The organism is Saccharothrix violaceirubra (assembly GCF_014203755.1).
Classification (GTDB): domain Bacteria; phylum Actinomycetota; class Actinomycetes; order Mycobacteriales; family Pseudonocardiaceae; genus Actinosynnema; species Actinosynnema violaceirubrum.
The window spans coordinates 5,880,553-5,895,980 of the sequence record NZ_JACHJS010000001.1; the positions used below are offsets into that span (position 1 = coordinate 5,880,553).

The 15,428-nt window shown below is 71.7% G+C and carries 20 protein-coding genes; 7 read left to right on the plus strand and 13 right to left on the minus strand.

The genetic code is table 11. From position 1 onward, the window contains the following. Nucleotides 1-134: 134 nt before the first annotated feature. The gene (locus F4559_RS27015) at nt 135-1,397 is read left to right on the plus strand and encodes a styrene monooxygenase/indole monooxygenase family protein (RefSeq protein WP_184673354.1); all 1,263 of its coding nucleotides are present in this window, start codon (nt 135-137) and stop codon (nt 1,395-1,397) included. A gap of 208 nt (nt 1,398-1,605) precedes the next feature. Here the strand turns inward: F4559_RS27015 and F4559_RS27020 are convergent, their stop codons facing one another. After that, complete coding sequence (locus F4559_RS27020) at nt 1,606-2,640, minus strand: FAD-dependent oxidoreductase (RefSeq protein ID WP_184673355.1); 1,035 nt, start codon at nt 2,638-2,640, stop codon at nt 1,606-1,608. Between the two features lie 96 nt (nt 2,641-2,736). Between F4559_RS27020 and F4559_RS27025 the strand changes: the two genes are divergently transcribed. The 3 genes from F4559_RS27025 to bcp all read left to right on the plus strand — a co-directional run bounded on the left by F4559_RS27025 (nt 2,737) and on the right by bcp (nt 5,097). After that, on the plus strand, nt 2,737-3,789 hold the full coding sequence (locus tag F4559_RS27025; protein ID WP_184673357.1) for an LLM class flavin-dependent oxidoreductase: 1,053 nt from the start codon (nt 2,737-2,739) through the stop codon (nt 3,787-3,789). Nucleotides 3,790-4,081: 292 nt separating this feature from the next. After that, nucleotides 4,082-4,612 (plus strand): hypothetical protein, encoded by a 531-nt coding sequence (locus F4559_RS27030; protein ID WP_184673359.1) that lies wholly within the window; start codon nt 4,082-4,084, stop codon nt 4,610-4,612. A gap of 17 nt (nt 4,613-4,629) precedes the next feature. After that, a complete protein-coding gene (gene bcp / locus F4559_RS27035) occupies nt 4,630-5,097 on the plus strand; it encodes a thioredoxin-dependent thiol peroxidase (protein WP_184673361.1) in 468 nt (155 codons plus the stop codon). A 42-nt stretch (nt 5,098-5,139) separates the two neighbouring features. On the opposite strand, the gene F4559_RS27040 is transcribed toward bcp, so the two are convergent. Further along, complete coding sequence (locus F4559_RS27040) at nt 5,140-5,733, minus strand: non-canonical purine NTP pyrophosphatase (RefSeq protein WP_184673363.1); 594 nt, start codon at nt 5,731-5,733, stop codon at nt 5,140-5,142. After that, nucleotides 5,730-6,494 (minus strand): ribonuclease PH, encoded by a 765-nt coding sequence (gene rph, locus F4559_RS27045; protein ID WP_184673365.1) that lies wholly within the window; start codon nt 6,492-6,494, stop codon nt 5,730-5,732. The genes F4559_RS27040 and rph overlap by 4 nt, the downstream gene beginning before the upstream one ends. Before the next feature lie 54 nt (nt 6,495-6,548). Here rph and F4559_RS27050 point away from each other — a divergent pair, with 54 nt between their 5' ends. Further along, complete coding sequence (locus tag F4559_RS27050; RefSeq protein ID WP_184673368.1) at nt 6,549-7,091, plus strand: DUF2231 domain-containing protein; 543 nt, start codon at nt 6,549-6,551, stop codon at nt 7,089-7,091. 78 nt (nt 7,092-7,169) lie between these two features. Here the strand turns inward: F4559_RS27050 and F4559_RS27055 are convergent, their stop codons facing one another. The 5 genes from F4559_RS27055 to F4559_RS27075 are packed head-to-tail and all read right to left on the minus strand — an operon-like array spanning nt 7,170 to nt 10,333. Further along, complete coding sequence (locus F4559_RS27055; protein WP_184673370.1) at nt 7,170-7,565, minus strand: OsmC family protein; 396 nt, start codon at nt 7,563-7,565, stop codon at nt 7,170-7,172. Between the two features lie 10 nt (nt 7,566-7,575). Continuing rightward, nucleotides 7,576-8,079, minus strand: a complete 504-nt coding sequence (locus F4559_RS27060; RefSeq protein WP_184673372.1) for a hemerythrin domain-containing protein — start codon at nt 8,077-8,079, stop codon at nt 7,576-7,578. Between the two features lie 25 nt (nt 8,080-8,104). Beyond that, nucleotides 8,105-8,881: an MBL fold metallo-hydrolase gene (locus F4559_RS27065; protein ID WP_184673374.1), complete on the minus strand. Its 777-nt coding sequence runs from the start codon at nt 8,879-8,881 to the stop codon at nt 8,105-8,107. A 17-nt stretch (nt 8,882-8,898) separates the two neighbouring features. Continuing rightward, complete coding sequence (gene murI / locus F4559_RS27070; RefSeq protein WP_184673376.1) at nt 8,899-9,690, minus strand: glutamate racemase; 792 nt, start codon at nt 9,688-9,690, stop codon at nt 8,899-8,901. A gap of 55 nt (nt 9,691-9,745) precedes the next feature. Then, nucleotides 9,746-10,333, minus strand: coding sequence for a rhomboid family intramembrane serine protease (locus tag F4559_RS27075; RefSeq protein ID WP_312865843.1), 588 nt, complete (start codon nt 10,331-10,333; stop codon nt 9,746-9,748). A gap of 44 nt (nt 10,334-10,377) precedes the next feature. Between F4559_RS27075 and F4559_RS27080 the strand changes: the two genes are divergently transcribed. Further along, on the plus strand, nt 10,378-11,133 hold the full coding sequence (locus F4559_RS27080) for an SMP-30/gluconolactonase/LRE family protein (protein ID WP_184673380.1): 756 nt from the start codon (nt 10,378-10,380) through the stop codon (nt 11,131-11,133). A gap of 200 nt (nt 11,134-11,333) precedes the next feature. Here F4559_RS27080 and F4559_RS27085 read toward each other — a convergent pair whose 3' ends face one another. From F4559_RS27085 to clpS, 5 genes are all read right to left on the minus strand, one after another. Further along, on the minus strand, nt 11,334-12,284 hold the full coding sequence (locus tag F4559_RS27085) for a PLP-dependent cysteine synthase family protein (RefSeq protein ID WP_184673382.1): 951 nt from the start codon (nt 12,282-12,284) through the stop codon (nt 11,334-11,336). A gap of 6 nt (nt 12,285-12,290) precedes the next feature. Next, nucleotides 12,291-12,563 carry a MoaD/ThiS family protein gene (locus F4559_RS27090; protein ID WP_184673384.1) on the minus strand — a complete coding sequence of 91 codons (273 nt, stop codon included), beginning with the start codon at nt 12,561-12,563 and terminating at the stop codon, nt 12,291-12,293. 50 nt (nt 12,564-12,613) lie between these two features. Beyond that, nucleotides 12,614-13,069 carry a M67 family metallopeptidase gene (locus F4559_RS27095; RefSeq protein ID WP_312865844.1) on the minus strand — a complete coding sequence of 152 codons (456 nt, stop codon included), beginning with the start codon at nt 13,067-13,069 and terminating at the stop codon, nt 12,614-12,616. A 140-nt stretch (nt 13,070-13,209) separates the two neighbouring features. Beyond that, nucleotides 13,210-13,767, minus strand: coding sequence for a DUF2017 domain-containing protein (locus F4559_RS27100; protein WP_184673386.1), 558 nt, complete (start codon nt 13,765-13,767; stop codon nt 13,210-13,212). Next, the gene (clpS, locus tag F4559_RS27105; protein ID WP_184673388.1) at nt 13,764-14,063 is read right to left on the minus strand and encodes an ATP-dependent Clp protease adapter ClpS; all 300 of its coding nucleotides are present in this window, start codon (nt 14,061-14,063) and stop codon (nt 13,764-13,766) included. The genes F4559_RS27100 and clpS overlap by 4 nt, the downstream gene beginning before the upstream one ends. 80 nt (nt 14,064-14,143) lie before the next feature. Here clpS and F4559_RS27110 point away from each other — a divergent pair, with 80 nt between their 5' ends. Next, nucleotides 14,144-15,424 carry a nicotinate phosphoribosyltransferase gene (locus F4559_RS27110; protein WP_184673390.1) on the plus strand — a complete coding sequence of 427 codons (1,281 nt, stop codon included), beginning with the start codon at nt 14,144-14,146 and terminating at the stop codon, nt 15,422-15,424. Nucleotides 15,425-15,428 lie beyond the last annotated feature (4 nt).

Here is a 15,428-nt window from a genome sequence, read left to right on the forward strand (position 1 = left end):
CACCGGGCGCTCCCGGTGGACCGGCCGCGAACACTTCCAGTCGAACCCGTTCGTGCTATTGGCTTGACCCCGGGGCAGGCCCAGGATCTCTAGCCGTGGCAAAAATCGCCGTTATTGGTGCAGGTCAGGCCGGGTTGGTCCTCTCAGCGGCACTGCTGCGGGCCGGCTGGCAGGTGTCCCTGTACTCCGACCGGACCGCCGAGGACCACCTGGCCGACCGGGGCCGCCCGACCGCATGCCTCTTCGGGGACCAGGTGGAGTACGAAGCCGAACTGGGGCTGCCGACCTGGTCGCAGGCGTCCCCCTTCACCCGCATCCACCTCGATCTCTACACACCCGCCGGACCGGTCGCGTTCTCCGTCGACGCACCGCTGGACAAGCCGGCGCTGGCCGTGGACCAGCGGCTGAAGTTCTCGTCCGGGCTGGCGGAACTGGCCGCGCGCGGCGCCGAGGTCGTGATCGGCGCGGTCTCCCTGGAGGACCTCGACGACCTGGCCGCGAGCCACGACCTCGTCGTGGTCACGGTGGGGCACAAGGCTTTCCAGGGCCTGTTCCCGCGTGACGACGCCCGGTCGACGCACACCGAACCGCAGCGCAAGCTGTTCATGGTCAACGTGGCCGGCTACGACCTGGACGCGCACCCCGTGCACCGCCAGGGCGTGTTCTCGTTCCTGCCCGGCACGGTCGAGGTGTTCTGGATCCCCTTCTGGGACAAGGACGTCGGCGAGTCGCGGTCGATCGTGGTCGAGATCACGCCGGGCGGCAAGGCGGACCGGTTCGACGACGTGACGACCGCCGACGAGGGTCTGGCGGTGTTCAAGGAGGTCGTGGCCGAACTGCTGCCCGGCGAACTGCCGTTCGTCGCGCCGACGCGGGCGACGAGCCCGGTGACGTTCATCAAGGGCGCGATCGTGCCGGTCGTCCGCCACCCGGTGGCCGAACTGCCGTCGGGTCGGCACGTGCTCGGACTCGGCGACGCCGTGGTGCTCAACGACCCGTTGTCGGGCCAGGGCGCCAACAACGCGACCCGCATGGCGAAGTTCTTCGCCGAACGCCTCACGGCCCACGACGGCGCGATCACCGCGCCGTGGCTGCGGGAGCAGTTCGACGCGTTCTGGGAGAAGGGCCGCTACGCCACCGAGTTCACCAACGGCCTGCTGGCGCCGTTGCGCGACCACCAGAAGAACGTGCTGCTGGCCGCGTCGCACGACGAGGAGATCGGTGCGCGGCTGTGGAGCGGGTTCAACGACCCGTCGTCGCTGTTCCCGTGGTTCTTCGACGAGACCGAGGCGCACCGGTACCTCGCGGAGCGGCAGGTCGGCCGCGGCACGTTGCTGCGCTACAAGCTGGGCGTCGCGGCGAGGGTGATCGGCGGCCGGCTCAGCCGACGGTCGTGACGGCCGGTTCCCGCACTCGGGTCTGTCGACGATCGCGATCAGGCACCGCGGTCGTCGGCGGGCCCGGCCGGCCGTCGAATCCCGCGCACCCCGGTCCCGGTCGGCCGGTCAGGCCCGGCTCGTGGTGGTGACCAGGCCGGTCCGACCCCGCACCCCGAGCACCACCCGTGATCCGTGCCCACCCGCTCGACTCGCCACGGCGACCGGTTCAGCCGACCGGCGCGGTCAAAGCGGCTCTGATCTCCCGTACCGCCGCCCGCCCCGCGCGGGTGGCGCCCACGGTGCTCGCGGACGGCCCGTAGCCGACGAGGTGGACCCGGGGATCGGCGACGACCCGGGTCCCGTCGAGCCGGATGCCGCCGCCGGGCTCGCGCAGCCGCAACGGTGCCAGGTGGTCGAGCGCGGCGCGGAACCCGGTGGCCCACAGGATCGCGTCGACGCGTTCCTCGGTGCCGTCGGCCCACACCACGCCGGACTCGGTGATCCGCTCGAACATCGGCCGGCGCGCGAGCACCCCGGACGCCAGCGCCGTGCGCACCGCCGGGGTGAGCGACAGCCCGGTCACGTGGACCACGCTGCGCGGCGGCAGACCCGCCTTGACGCGTTCCTCCACCAGTGCCACGGCCGCACGGCCGATCTCGGGCGTGAACGGTTCTTCGCGGAACACCGGCTCGCGCCGGGTGACCCACAGCGGTTCCGCGACCGTCGCGATCTCCAGCAGCTGCTGCACCGCCGACGTGCCACCGCCGACCACGACGACCTTCCGGCCCGCGAACTCCGCCGGCCCGGCGTACTCGGACGCGTGGAGCTGCCGGCCCCGGAACGACTCCGCGCCGGGGTAGTGCGGCACGAACGGACGGGTCCACGTGCCGGTGGCGTTGACCAGGAACCGGGTCGGCACGACGCCCTGGTCCGTCACCACCTCAAGCCCCTCGCCCGCGTCCCGCACCTCGGACACGCGCACCGGTCGGCGCACGCGCAGGGAGTCGCGGCGTTCGAACCCGGCGAAGTACGCGGGCAGCACGTCCCGCGCCGGCGCGTCCGGGTCGGGCGTCGCGAACGGCATGCCGGGCAGGTCGTGGATGCCGTGCACGGTGGCCATGCGCAACGACGGCCAGCGGTGCCGCCACGCGCCGCCCGGACCGTCCTCGGCGTCGAGCACCACGTACTCCAGCCCCGAGCGGTGCAGGAAGTAGGCGGTGGACAACCCCGCCTGACCCGCGCCGACGACCACGACGTCCATACCGGGCAGAACGTCCGCGCCCGCCGCCGGCCTTCCCGGATGTGAGCGACCGGACGTCCGGGGAAGGTCGGACGACCGCACGGCGTTGAGCCGGACATGACCCGACTCGGCGAGATCCCGCTGTCCGTGCTCGACCTGGCCCCGATCACGGCGGGCACCGACGCCCGGACCGCGCTGCGCAACACCCGTGAGCTGGCACAGCACGCCGAGGCGTTGGGCTACACCCGGTTCTGGCTCGCCGAGCACCACACCATGCCGGGCATCGCGAGCAGCTCGCCCGCGATCCTGATCGGCCACGTCGCCGACGCGACCGAGAAGATCCGGGTCGGTTCGGGCGGCGTGATGCTGCCCAACCACCCGCCGCTGGTGGTGGCCGAGCAGTTCGGCACGCTCTCCGCGCTGCACCCCGACCGCATCGACCTGGGCATCGGCCGCGCGCCCGGCACCGACCAGCGCACCGCGCAGGCGTTGCGCCGCACGTCCGGTCCGCTGTCGGCGGACGACTTCCCCCGCCAACTCCAGGAGCTGCGCGGCTACTTCGCGGGCACCGAGCAGCTCGACGCCGTGCCCGCCGCCGGGTACGGGCCGCCGGTGTGGCTGCTCGGGTCGAGCACGTACAGCGCGCAGGTCGCGGGACTGCTCGGCCTGCCGTTCGCGTTCGCGCACCACTTCAGCTCGGAGCAGACGCTGCCGGCACTGACCGCGTACCGGGAGCGGTTCCAGCCGTCGGAGGTGCTGGAACGGCCGTACGCGCTGGTGTGCGCGGCGGTGATCGCGGCCGACACCGACGAGCAAGCGCTGCGGATCGCGCAGCCGTCGGCGCTGGCGTTCCTGCGCCTGCGTTCGGGGCGGCCCGGCCGGCTGCCGACCGTCGAGGAGGCGGCCGAGTACCCGTACACCGACCTGGAGCGGCTGTTCGTCGAGGACCGGCTCGGCAGTCAGATCATCGGCGGGCCCGAGACCGTGCGCGCGGGCGTCCGGGAGCTGTTGGACCGCACCGATGCGGACGAGTTGATGGTCACGACGATGGTGCCCGAGCAAAGCGACCGGCTGCGCTCTTACGAGCTTCTCGCCCACATGGCGGGCGAACGTTCACAGTTGTCCACCAATGGTTCATCCGAACGAGTGAAGAGCGGTGTAGAGGTGTAGCGCCGGGCCGTGAGCGCGCGATGATCGGTAGTGAGCGCGCACGCCCCCCGACGCGCTCCCCTCTTCCGGGCGGCGAGCCGCCCGATCCGGGACGGCCGCCGCCGCGACCCGCGTGGGCGGCGCCCGCTGTGGCGCCGCCCACGCGGGAGGCGCTCCGTCATCACGGCTTGGCCACAGGCCGGCACCAGGTGCGCGTCAAGGACGCCCTTCCGCCCCCGGCGTCTCCCCCGCACCGTCATGGTGGTCCACAGGAGTACGTCGAGCCCACCGCCGGGGCGGGAAGGGGAGGTTCGTGAAGTTCGCCGGACTGGCCGTCGGCGGTTGCCTGGTCCTGATCCTGGCGGGGTGTGCGAACCGTCCGGAGAACCCGGCCGACGACGGGCGGACGACGGTGTCGGCACCCGCCGAGGCCGGAGCGCCCGACACGACGTTCGCCGCGTTCGGCGGCCAGCGCGTGTGGGCCAATGGCCTGTCGGTGACGGTGTCGCAGCCCCGGTCGCTGGAACCGAGCGACGCCTCGTTCCCGACCACGCCGCGCCTGGCCGTGTTCACCGTGACGCTGGCCAACGGCACCGACGCCGCCTACCGCACCAGCCAGCTCGCCGTGCACGCCGTGGTCAACGGCGTCCCCGTGGCCGAGGTGCGCGACACGCTCCAGGGCCTCAACGGGATCGCCTCCGCGGTAGCCGAGGTCGCACCGGGCGGCGACGCCACGTTGACCCTGGCCTACGCCGTGCCCGAGGACGCCGTGCGGTTGCAGCTCGTGGTCGAGCCCAACGGCACCGGCAAGGAGCCGAGCGCGACGTTCGAGGGTCCGGCCTGACCTGTAGCGTCTCGACCATGACCAATCGCCTCGCACCCGGCGACCCGGCACCGGCGTTCACGCTGCCCAACAGCGAGGGAAAACCCGTGTCCCTGGCGGACTACCGGGGCCGTTCCGTCGTCGTGTACTTCTACCCCGCCGCCGCCACGCCCGGCTGCACCAAGCAGGCGTGCGACTTCCGCGACAACCTCGCGGTCCTGGCCGAGGCCGGGTACGACGTCCTGGGCGTCTCGCCGGACAAGCCGGAGAAGCTCGCGAAGTTCGTGGCCGCCGAGGGGCTGACGTTCCCGCTGCTGTCGGACGTCGACAAGACCGTGCTGACCGAGTGGGGCGCGTTCGGCGAGAAGCAGAACTACGGGCGCACCGTGCAGGGCGTGATCCGCTCGACGTTCCTCGTGGGTCCCGAGGGCGAGATCGTCAAGGCGCTGTACAACGTCCGCGCGACCGGCCACGTGGCCAAGCTGATCCGCGAACTCCCGGCCTGAGACCACGACGGCCGCGTCGGGGTCCCGACGCGGCCGTTCCCGTCACAGACTCCGCAGGTGCGGCACGAGCAGCCGCAGCGCCCGACCGCGGTGGGACAGGGCGTCCTTCTCCCCCGGCTCCAGCTCGGCCGCCGACACGTCGTGGCCCTCGGGGCGGAAGATCGGGTCGTACCCGAAGCCGTTCACGCCGCGCGGCGCGCGCAGGATCGTGCCGGGCCACTCGCCCCGCACGACGACCTCGACGCCCTCGGCGACCAGCGCCGCCGTGCACACGAACGCGGCGCCGCGCCGGTCGTCCGGCACATCGCGCAACTGGCCCAGCACCAGGTCCAGGTTGGCCCGGTCGTCGCCGTGCCGACCGGACCAGCGCGCGGACAGCACGCCCGGCATGCCGTTGAGCGCGTCGACCGCGATGCCCGAGTCGTCGGCCACCGACGGCAGCCCGGTCGCGGCGAACGCGTCCCGCGCCTTGGCCAGCGCGTTGCCCTCGAACGTCGGATCGGTCTCGGGTGCCTCGGGGAACTCCGGCACGTCCGCGAGGCCGAGCACCTCGACGCCGGTCAACTCCTCGGCCAGCACGATGCGGCGCAGTTCGCCCAGCTTCTTGGCGTTGCGGGAGGCGAGCAGGAGCTTCACCGGCGCTTCCCCTTCGGCTCGGGCAGCACACCGGGGTACGGCGCGGCCAGCGCCTCGGCCTGGAGGCGGTTGAGTTCCGCGCAGCCCGCGAGTGCCACGTCGAGCATGCGGTCCAGGGTCGAGCGGGCGAACGTGGCGCCCTCGCCCGTGCCCTGGATCTCGATCAGGGTACCCGCGTCGGTGGCCACCACGTTCATGTCGACCTCGGCCCGCGAGTCCTCCTCGTAGGGCAGGTCGAGTCGCACCCGGCCGTCGACCACGCCGACCGACACCGCCGACACCGCGCACGACAACGGCTGCGGGTCGGCCAGCCGGCCGGCCGCGCCCAGCCACGTGACCGCGTCGGCCAGCGCCACGTACGCGCCGGTGATCGCGGCGGTCCGCGTGCCGCCGTCGGCCTGGATCACGTCGCAGTCGATCACGATCGTGTTCTCGCCCAGCGCGGCCAGGTCGATGCACGCGCGCAGCGATCGCCCGATCAGGCGGCTGATCTCGTGGGTGCGCCCGCCGACCCGGCCCTTGACGGACTCGCGATCACCACGCGTGTGGGTGGCGGAAGGCAGCATGGCGTACTCGGCCGTCACCCAGCCGAGGCCCGATCCGGACCTCCACCGGGGGACACCCTCGGTCACGCTCGCCGCGCACAGCACCCGGGTGTTGCCGAACTCGATCAACACGGACCCCGCCGGCCACTGCTGGTAACCCCGCGTGATCCTGATGTCGCGCAGTACGTCGTCGTTCCTGCCATCGGTCCTCAGCACGGCACTACCCTAAGGCGCTGAACCCGTGGACATCCCACCGGCGTAGGGAGAGGCATGGCACTCGCGGACGACCTGGTGAAGATCTCCGGAATCCCGGCCCACCCGCTCCTGGTCCACGCGGTCGTGGTGCTCCTGCCCCTGGCCTGCCTGGCCGCCGCGGCCATCGCCGTCCGACCGGTGTGGCGCCGGCGGTACGCGTGGCCGGTACTCGGGTTGACGCTGGTCGGGGTCGCCGCCGTGCCGGTCGCGCAGGAGACCGGGGAGCAACTGTACGAAGGGCGGTTCGACCGGCTGGGCAACCCGCTGATCGACCACCACGCCTCCCTGGGCAACGACCTGCTGCCGTTCGCGCTCGGGTTCGGCGTGGCCGTGGTCGCGCTGCTGATCGCCGGTCGGCTGGCCGACCGCGAGCACGCGGCGGCGGAGGACGGCGGCGGGAAGGACGACGGCGGTACGACGACGGTGACCCGCACGTGGCGGCGGATCGCGGTGGTGATCGCGGTCGTGGTGGTCGCGTCCGGCGCGGCGGCGGTCGTGCAGACCGTGCGCATCGGGGACAGCGGGTCCCGTGCGGTGTGGGAGGGCGTCGGCGGCTGAGGTGCCGGGATCCGCGAGGTGCGGCGGCCTGGTGCGGACGCCGAAGGGCTCGACGACTCGGAGACCGGGCCGCGCAGGCTAGGGCAGGTGCAGCGAAGCGTCGACTGGCGAGTGCAGTGCGCGCGAGACCGTGCACAGCTTCTCCACGGCCCGGTGCACGGCGGCGGCCAGCGCCTGCCGCTGCTCGTCGTCCAACACCGACACGTCGTAGTCCAAGGTCACCGGAACCGACGTCAGGTCACCGGAACCGCCCGGCCGCACGTCGTCCGCGCGGGCCGAGATGCCGCCGTCGACCCGCCGGGTGACCAGCGACTCGGCCGTGATCACCGCGCACCCGGCCGCGGCGGCGAGCAGGAGTTCGACCGGGGAGAACGCGTCCGCGGCGTCCCTGCGGCCGATCCTGACCCGCGCGCCGCGGCCGTTCGTGGCCTCGAACTCGTGCTCACCGACGCGTTGGACCTCGACGTTCGCCACGCCGCCGACGTTAGTCGATCCGGTCGGCGGTCTCCTTGGCCAGCCGACGCACGTACGCGATGTCCCCGCAGTCGTCGTCGAGCCGCTCCTGGCGCACCTCGACGAACCGGCGGCCCAACTCGGCCCGCCGGTCGTCGGCCACCTCGGAGCGGGCGTCGTTGAGGATGGTCCGCTCCTCCTCGTCCACGTGGTGGTTCAGCGCCTCCACCAACTCCTCGAGTTTGTCCTCCCACTCCTCGGAAGCCGTGTCCCCGACCTCCAGCAGGGCGAGCAGCGCCTGATGCCCCTCGGCGTGCTCCTCGGCACCGTGGTCGACCTCGTCGTCGTCGACCTTCTTGTAGCGCTTGAGCGCCGGGTACACCTCGGACTCCTCGGCCTCGGCGTGCGCGACCAGCAGCGCGGACAACTCCCCCAGCAGCGTCGTGCGGTCCGCGGAGCGGTCCCGCAGACCGCGGAACAGCTCCTCGAACCTGCGGTGGTCGGCCAGGATGAGATCTACGACGTCAGTGGACATGCGGCCGGACTACCCCCGGCCCGGCTCAGCCAATCCGGTAGCTCTTGCCCCGCGCGGCGGGCTCGACGGGACCGTCGAACTCCTCACGCGCCTCGGCCAGGACCACCCGGGCGTCGGTCCACGGCGCCACGTGGGTGAGCAGCAGTCGTCCCACGCCCGCCGCCGCCGCGAGCCGGCCCGCCTGCCGTCCGGACATGTGCAGGTCCGCGGGTCTGTCCTCGGCGTGCTCCCACGTCGCCTCGGACAGCAACACGTCCACACCGTCGGCCAACTCGTGCAACGCCTCGCACGGACCGGTGTCGCCGGTATAGGCCAGCGAGGCCTCCGGCGTGGTGATCCGGAACCCGTAGGCCTCGCACGGGTGGGCCACGCGTCTGGACGTGACCTCGAACGGGCCGATGCGGACCGTGCCGCCGTCGGACACCGCGTGGAACCGGTAGATGTCGGTCAGGTCGGTCCGGGCCAGTTCCTCGGCGCTTTCCGCGTACGCCCGCGCGAACCGGTCGGGCGACTCGCCCGGCCCGTACACCGGCAGCGGCCTGGTCGTCGGGTCGTACGGCGGATCGGGGTGGTAGCGGCGCAACACCGTCAAGCCGGAGAAGTCGCCGCAGTGGTCGGGGTGCAGGTGGGAGAACAGCACCGCGCCCAGGGCGAACGGATCGCGGTGGGCCTGCAACGCGGCGAGCACACCGCTGCCGAAGTCGACGGCCAGGGAAAAGCCGTCGGCTTCAACCAGGTACCCGGAAGACGGGGCATCAGGCCCCGGCAGGCTGCCCGAGCAGCCGAGGATGGTCAACAGCACCCGTGGAGCGTGCCGGCTCACGTGTAGGCGTGAAAGGACTGTGTTTCCAAGCCGGGGAGGAAGCGCCTGGCCAGGCGCGCGAACTGTTCGGCCGGTCCGGTGGCGGTGAACCGCTGATCGGGGGCGCCCTCGCGGAACAGGTCGCGCTCGGTGAGCACCCGGACCACGTCCTTGACCGTTTCCTCCGCACTCGACACCAGGGTGACCGAGTCGCCCATCACGATCTGGAGCACGCCCGTGAGCAGCGGGTAGTGGGTGCAGCCGAGGACGAGCGTGTCCACCTCCGCGCGCTGCAACGGCTCCAGGTAGGCCTGCGCCAGACCGAGCACCTGGCGACCGGACGTGACGCCGCGTTCCACGAAGTCCACGAAGCGCGGACAGGCCGCGGCCGTCACCGTGATGTCCTTCGCGACCTCGAACGCGTCCTGGTAGGCGCCGGACGTGATCGTGCCCTTCGTGCCGATCACGCCGACCCGGCCGGAGCGGGTGGTCGCGATGGCCCGGCGCACGGCCGGGAGGATCACCTCGACCACCGGGATGTCGTAGCGCTCGCGGGCGTCGCGCAGGCAGGCTGACGACGCGGTGTTGCACGCGATCACCAGCATCTTGACGCCGTCCTCGACGAGGCGGTCGCCGATCTCCAACGCGTGCTTGCGGGCCTGGGCGATGGGCAGCGGGCCGTACGGACCGTTCGCGGTGTCGCCGACGTAGCGCAGGCGTTCGGCGGGCAACTGGTCCATGATCGCGCGGGCGACCGTGAGACCGCCCACCCCGGAGTCGAAGATCCCGATCGGCGCGTCGGCGTTCACGGGGTGTTCCCGAAGACGTTCACGGCGGCGTTCCCAGGGGTGTCGACGGGGGCGTTCACGGGGCGACCTCAGCCCGCGAATCGCGGGCCACTCCCCACGCGGCGAGCACGCCGCCGAGTGCGCCGAACAGGTGGCCTTCCCAGGAAACACCCGGTTGGCCGGGCAGCACGCCCCACAGGGCCGCGCCGTAGAGGGCGAACACCACGACGGCCACCGCGATCTGCGCGGCACTGCGGGCGAACAGGGCGCGCACCAGCAGGAAGGTCAGGTAACCGAAGATCAGCACGGACGCGCCGATGTGGCTCGCGTACGCGCCGAACAACCACACGCCGAGACCGCCGGTCAGCCAGATCACGACCGTGACCTGGAAGAACTGCTTGAGCCCGCCCGAGCAGGCGAGGAAGCCGAGGAGGAGCAGCGGCACCGCGTTGCCGGTCAGGTGCGCCCAACCGGCGTGCAGCAGCGGGTACCAGAGGATGTTGTCCCACTGGGAGAAGTCGCGGGGGATCACGCCGTCGTCGTCGAGTGCGCCGCCGAGCGCGGTGTCGATCGCCTCGATGACGTAGAGCAGTCCGACGAAGCTCGACACGACGAGCGCCGCCGACAACGGGCGGGGCGGGAAGATCCGGCGTACGGCGTTCACGGAATCCAGGCTACGCGGCAGGTCGGGGCACATAGGCTGACGCCGTGTCGATCGAAGTGGCCGTGCCCGCGGGGGCCGGACGAAGTGGCTGTCCGGTGTGGGACGCGACCAGCGCGACGCTGCTGTGGGTGCGCGGGCACGAGGTGCACCGGTACTCGCCGGGCGGTGCCGACGCGGTGCTGGAGTTGCCGCAGCCGGTGGGTGCGGCGTTGCCCCGGCGGCGGGGGCTGGTGCTCAACCTGCGCGACGGTGTGGCGTTGATCGACGAGGACGGCGCCAAGACGTGGCTCGTGTACTGGGCGCGTGAGGGGTATGCCGCCGTCGGTGCCGGGGTGGATCCCGCCGGGCGGTTGTTGGCGGGGACGGCTCGGGGGGACGACGGGTGGTTGGCCCGGGTGCTGCCCAACGGGGACGCGAAGGTGCTGGTGGGCGGGGTGGGGGTGACCGGGTTCGATTGGGATCCGGGGTATTCGCGGTTGTTCGTGGGGTCTTCTCGTGGGGTGGACGTGTACGGGTACGACGTCTCTTCGGGGGATGTGGGTGAAAGGCGGTCGTTCCTGGAGGTGGGGGTGACCGGGGTGGCGGTGGAAGCGGGGTTCGTGTGGGTGGGGGTGGGGAGTTCGGTGCGGCGGTATACGTCCGGCGGGGTTCTCGATCTTGTGGTGGAGGTGCCGGGGGAGGTCGGGGGGTGTCAGTTCGGTGGGCGTGATCTCACTGATCTGTACGTGACCGCCGGGGGTGGGGTGTTCGTGGTGCCCGGTGCCGGGGTGGGTCGGGTGGGTGGGGTGTTCGCGGGCTGAGGTGCTTGGCGGGTGGCTGTCGTACCCCGCCCCATACGACCTGCCGGTGCAAACGCGCGAGTTACGCGTTCAGACACCGCGAAATGTGCGTTCAGACACCGCGAAATGTGCGTTCGGGCCACGTGAGTCGGGTGTATGGCTGCACGGTGCGGGGCTGGAGGGCGGTGGCCCGGCCATCTTCTTGGCCGGGCCATCCGGTGTCAGGCCCAGAGGTGGCCGTCCAGGCGTTCGGCCGCCTCGTCGAGGGTGCCGGCGTAGGCACCGGTCGACAGGTACTTCCAGCCGGCGTCCGCGACCACGAACGCCACGTCTGCCGGTTCGTTCCTGGTCACGGCCTTTTCCGCCGCGGCCAGTGCCGCGTGCAGGATCGCGCCCGTCGAGATGCCGGCGAAGATGCCCTCCACCTCGAGGAGTTGGCGGGTCCGGCGCAGGGCGTCGTACGAGCCGACCGAGTACCGGCCGGTGAGCACGGTCTCGTCGTACAGCTCCGGCACGAAGCCCTCGTCGAGGTTGCGCAGGCCGTAGACCAGCTCCCCGTAACGCGGTTCGGCCGCGATGATCTGCACGTCGGGCTTCTGCTCACGCAGGTAGCGGCCGGTGCCGACGAGCGTGCCGGTGGTGCCCAGGCCCGCCACGAAGTGCGTGATCGTCGGCAGGTCCTTGAGCAGCTCGGGGCCGGTGCCGTGGTAGTGCGCGCCCGCGTTGGCGGGGTTGCCGTACTGGTAGAGCATGACCCAGTCGGGGTTCTGCTCGGCCAGTTCCTTGGCGCGGGCGACCGCCTGGTTGGAGCCGCCGGCGGCCGGTGAGAACACGATCCGCGCGCCGTACGCCTGGAGCAGCTGCTTGCGCTCGGTCGACGTGTTCTCCGGCATCACGCACACCAGGCCGTAGCCCTTGAGCTTCGCGGCCATGGCCAGGGCGATGCCGGTGTTGCCCGACGTCGGCTCCAGGATGGTGCAGCCGGGCGTGAGCACGCCCGACCGCTCGGCTTCCTCGATCATCATCAGGACCGGGCGGTCCTTGATCGAGCCGGTGGGGTTGCGGTCCTCCAGCTTCGCCCACAGCCGGACGTCCTTCGACGGCGACAGCCGGGGCAGGCCGACCAGCGGCGTGCCGCCGACCGCGTCGAGCAGGGACTCGTACCGGGTCACGGGTGATCAGCCGCCCGCGACGGCCGGCAGGATCGTCACGGTGTCGCCGTCCTTGACCTCGGCGCCGAGTCCGCCCGCGAAGCGCACGTCCTCGTCGTTGACGTAGACGTTGACGAACCGGTGCAGCGAACCATCCTTGACCAGGCGGGCCTTGAGACCGCCGTGGTTGGTCTCCAGGTCGTCGATGACCTGCTCCAGGGTCGCGCCGGACGCCTCGACGGACTTCTGACCGCCGGTGTGCGTGCGCAGGATCGTGGGGATGGAGACGGTGATGGCCATGCGGGAACCTCCGAGGAGCGTTGGTTGACTTGCCGACGAGACCGCAGCGCTCAGGGACAGTCGGGCGTGTCGTCGGCGCCCGTGTGGGCGAACATGTAGGACTCGACGATCTCGACCGGCTCCTCGGTGACGACGCCGTCCACGATCCGGTAGGAGCGAAGCTCGTGCCGCTCGGGGTCCCGGGTGGAGATCAGGACGTAGTGCGCCTGCGGCTCGCTCGCGTAGGACACGTCGGTCCGCGACGGGTACGCCTCGGTCGCGGTGTGCGAGTGGTAGACGACGATCGTCTCTTCGTCGTTGGCGGTCATCTCGCGGTGGACGCGCAGCTGTTCCATCGAGTCGAACCGGTAGAACGTGGGCGAGCGCTCGGCATTGTCCATCTCGACGAACCGCTCGGGCCGGTCGGAGCCCTCGGGGCCCGCGATGACCCCGCACGCCTCGTCGGGGTGGTCCCTCCGGGCATGGGCCACCATCGCGTCGACGAGGTCACGGCGGATCACCAGCACGGCCCCATCCTACGTGGTGGGGGAAGCCGTCCCGGTGTGTGAGAACCCGCACTGCCCTTTGTCCCGGACAGCGGGAATAGTCGTCGCGGAAGCAAAGTCGGGAGCGAAGCGGGGAGCAGCCCTCGGCGGGCGGGGGGACCTCAGGCCGTGACGGCCTCGATCAACGTGTCCTGCACCCAGGTCAGCCAGTGGTACACGCCGAGGTGGGGCGAGCGCGGATCTTCGGGAGGCAGCTCGTCGGGCATGTCCTCCTGCACGTCCAGTGCCGTGCCCAACGCCAACCGCACGTCGTTCAACGCCGACAGCCACGCGTCGGCCTGCTCCAGCGACAACCGGATCTCCCCGCCCTGGGGCGGGCAGGTCTCCAGGACGACCGAGGCCACGCCGGTCTTCGCGTCCAGCAGCGCCGGCTCGTGCAACGACCGCAGCGCGGCCGACGAGTCCACTTCGGCCGGATCGGGGGAATCCGGGTCCAGCCGGTGGAAGTCGGGCAGCAGTCTGCCCAGGATCGGGTCGTCCGGCGCGGTCGACGGGCCGGTGCGGATGCCGGTCAGCTCGGACAGCTCGTCGCGCGGCGCCTCCTCGGAGCGGGCCAGCAGCATGTCCTGGATCTGGCTCACGAGGCCGCGCACGACCGCCGCCTCCTGCCGGTCGAGGTCGCAGAGCACGACGTCGCCGGACCGCTTCCACCGGTTCACGACGAACGCTGCATCGTCGCCCAGAGGCCGGCCGCGTGCAGCTTGGCCACGTCGCCCTCCACCTTGTCCTTGCTCCCCGAGGACACGATGGCCCGACCCTTGTGGTGGACGTCCAGCATCAGCTTGGTCGCCTGGTCCTTGCTGTACCCGAACAGCTTCTGGAACACGTACGTCACGTAGCCCATCAGGTTCACCGGGTCGTTCCACACCAGTGTCTGCCACGGCTTGTCCTCGGCGCCGAGTTCCGCGCCGACCGCGTCAGCCTGTGTCCACTCCTGCTCGACGGGCGTGGTCATACCGCCAATGGTGTCATGTTCCGGGCCGTGGCGGATGCCATAGGTCCCCTCACCCGGTCGTGAACATAGGCTCTGTGGTCATGTCGACCTCAACGGCGCTGCTGACCGACCACTACGAGCTGACGATGCTCGCCGCCGCGCTACGGGACGGTACCGCCGATCGGCCCTGCGTGTTCGAGGTCTTCGCCCGTCGGCTGCCCGAGGGTCGCCGGTACGGGGTGGTCGCCGGAACGGGTCGCGTGCTCGACGCGATCGAGTCGTTCCGGTTCGGCGAGGCGGAGCTGGAGTTGTTGCGGCGCACGGCCGTGGTCGACGACGCGACGCTGGAGTGGCTGGCGGCCTACGAGTTCACCGGCGACGTGGACGGCTACCCCGAGGGGGAGCTGTACTTCCCGGGTTCGCCGATCCTGTCGGTACGGGCGCCGTTCGGCGTCGGCGTCGTGCTGGAGACGCTGGTGCTGTCGATCCTCAACCACGACAGCGCGATCGCGTCCGCCGCCGCCCGGATGGTGGGCGCGGCCAACGGTCGCCGCATGATCGAGATGGGCTCGCGGCGCACCCACGAGGAGGCGGCGACGGCGTCCGCGCGGGCCGCATACCTGGCCGGGTTCACGGCGACGTCGAACCTGGAGGCCGCACGCCGCTTCGGCATCCCGACGACCGGCACCTGCGCGCACGCGTTCACGCTGCTGCACGACGACGAGGAGTCGGCGTTCCGCGGCCAGGTCGAGGCGCTGGGCGTGGGCACCACGCTGCTGGTCGACACCTACGACATCACCAAGGGCATCGACACCGCGATCGCCGTGGCGGGCCCGGGTCTGGGCGGGGTGCGGATCGACTCGGGCGACCTGGGCGTGCTCGCCCGGCAGGCCCGCGACCAGCTCGACTCGCTGGGCGCGAAGGACACCCGGATCGTCGTGTCCGGCGACCTGGACGAGTACTCGATCGCGGCGTTGCGCGCGGAGCCGGTCGACGCGTACGGCGTCGGCACGTCGCTCGTCACGGGCTCGGGCGCACCGACCGCGGGCATGGTCTACAAGCTGGTCGATGTGGACGGCCGTCCGGTGGCCAAGCGCAGTTCGCACAAGGAGTCCCGGGGCGGGCGCAAGAGCGCGTTGCGCCGGCACAAGGACACCGGCACGGCGTTGGAGGAGATCGTCTTCCCGGTCGACGACCGGCCGGAGGCCGCCGAGCACGACCGCGAGCTGCCCGTGCCCCTGGTGCGCGGCGGTCGCCGGGTCGAGGGGCTGGACACGTTGGCGCAGAGCCGGGAACGGCTGCGCGCGGCCCTGGTCAGCGTGCCGTGGGAGGGCTTGAAGCTGTCGCGGGGCGAGCCCGCGATCCCGACGACGTTCCGGTGAGGGA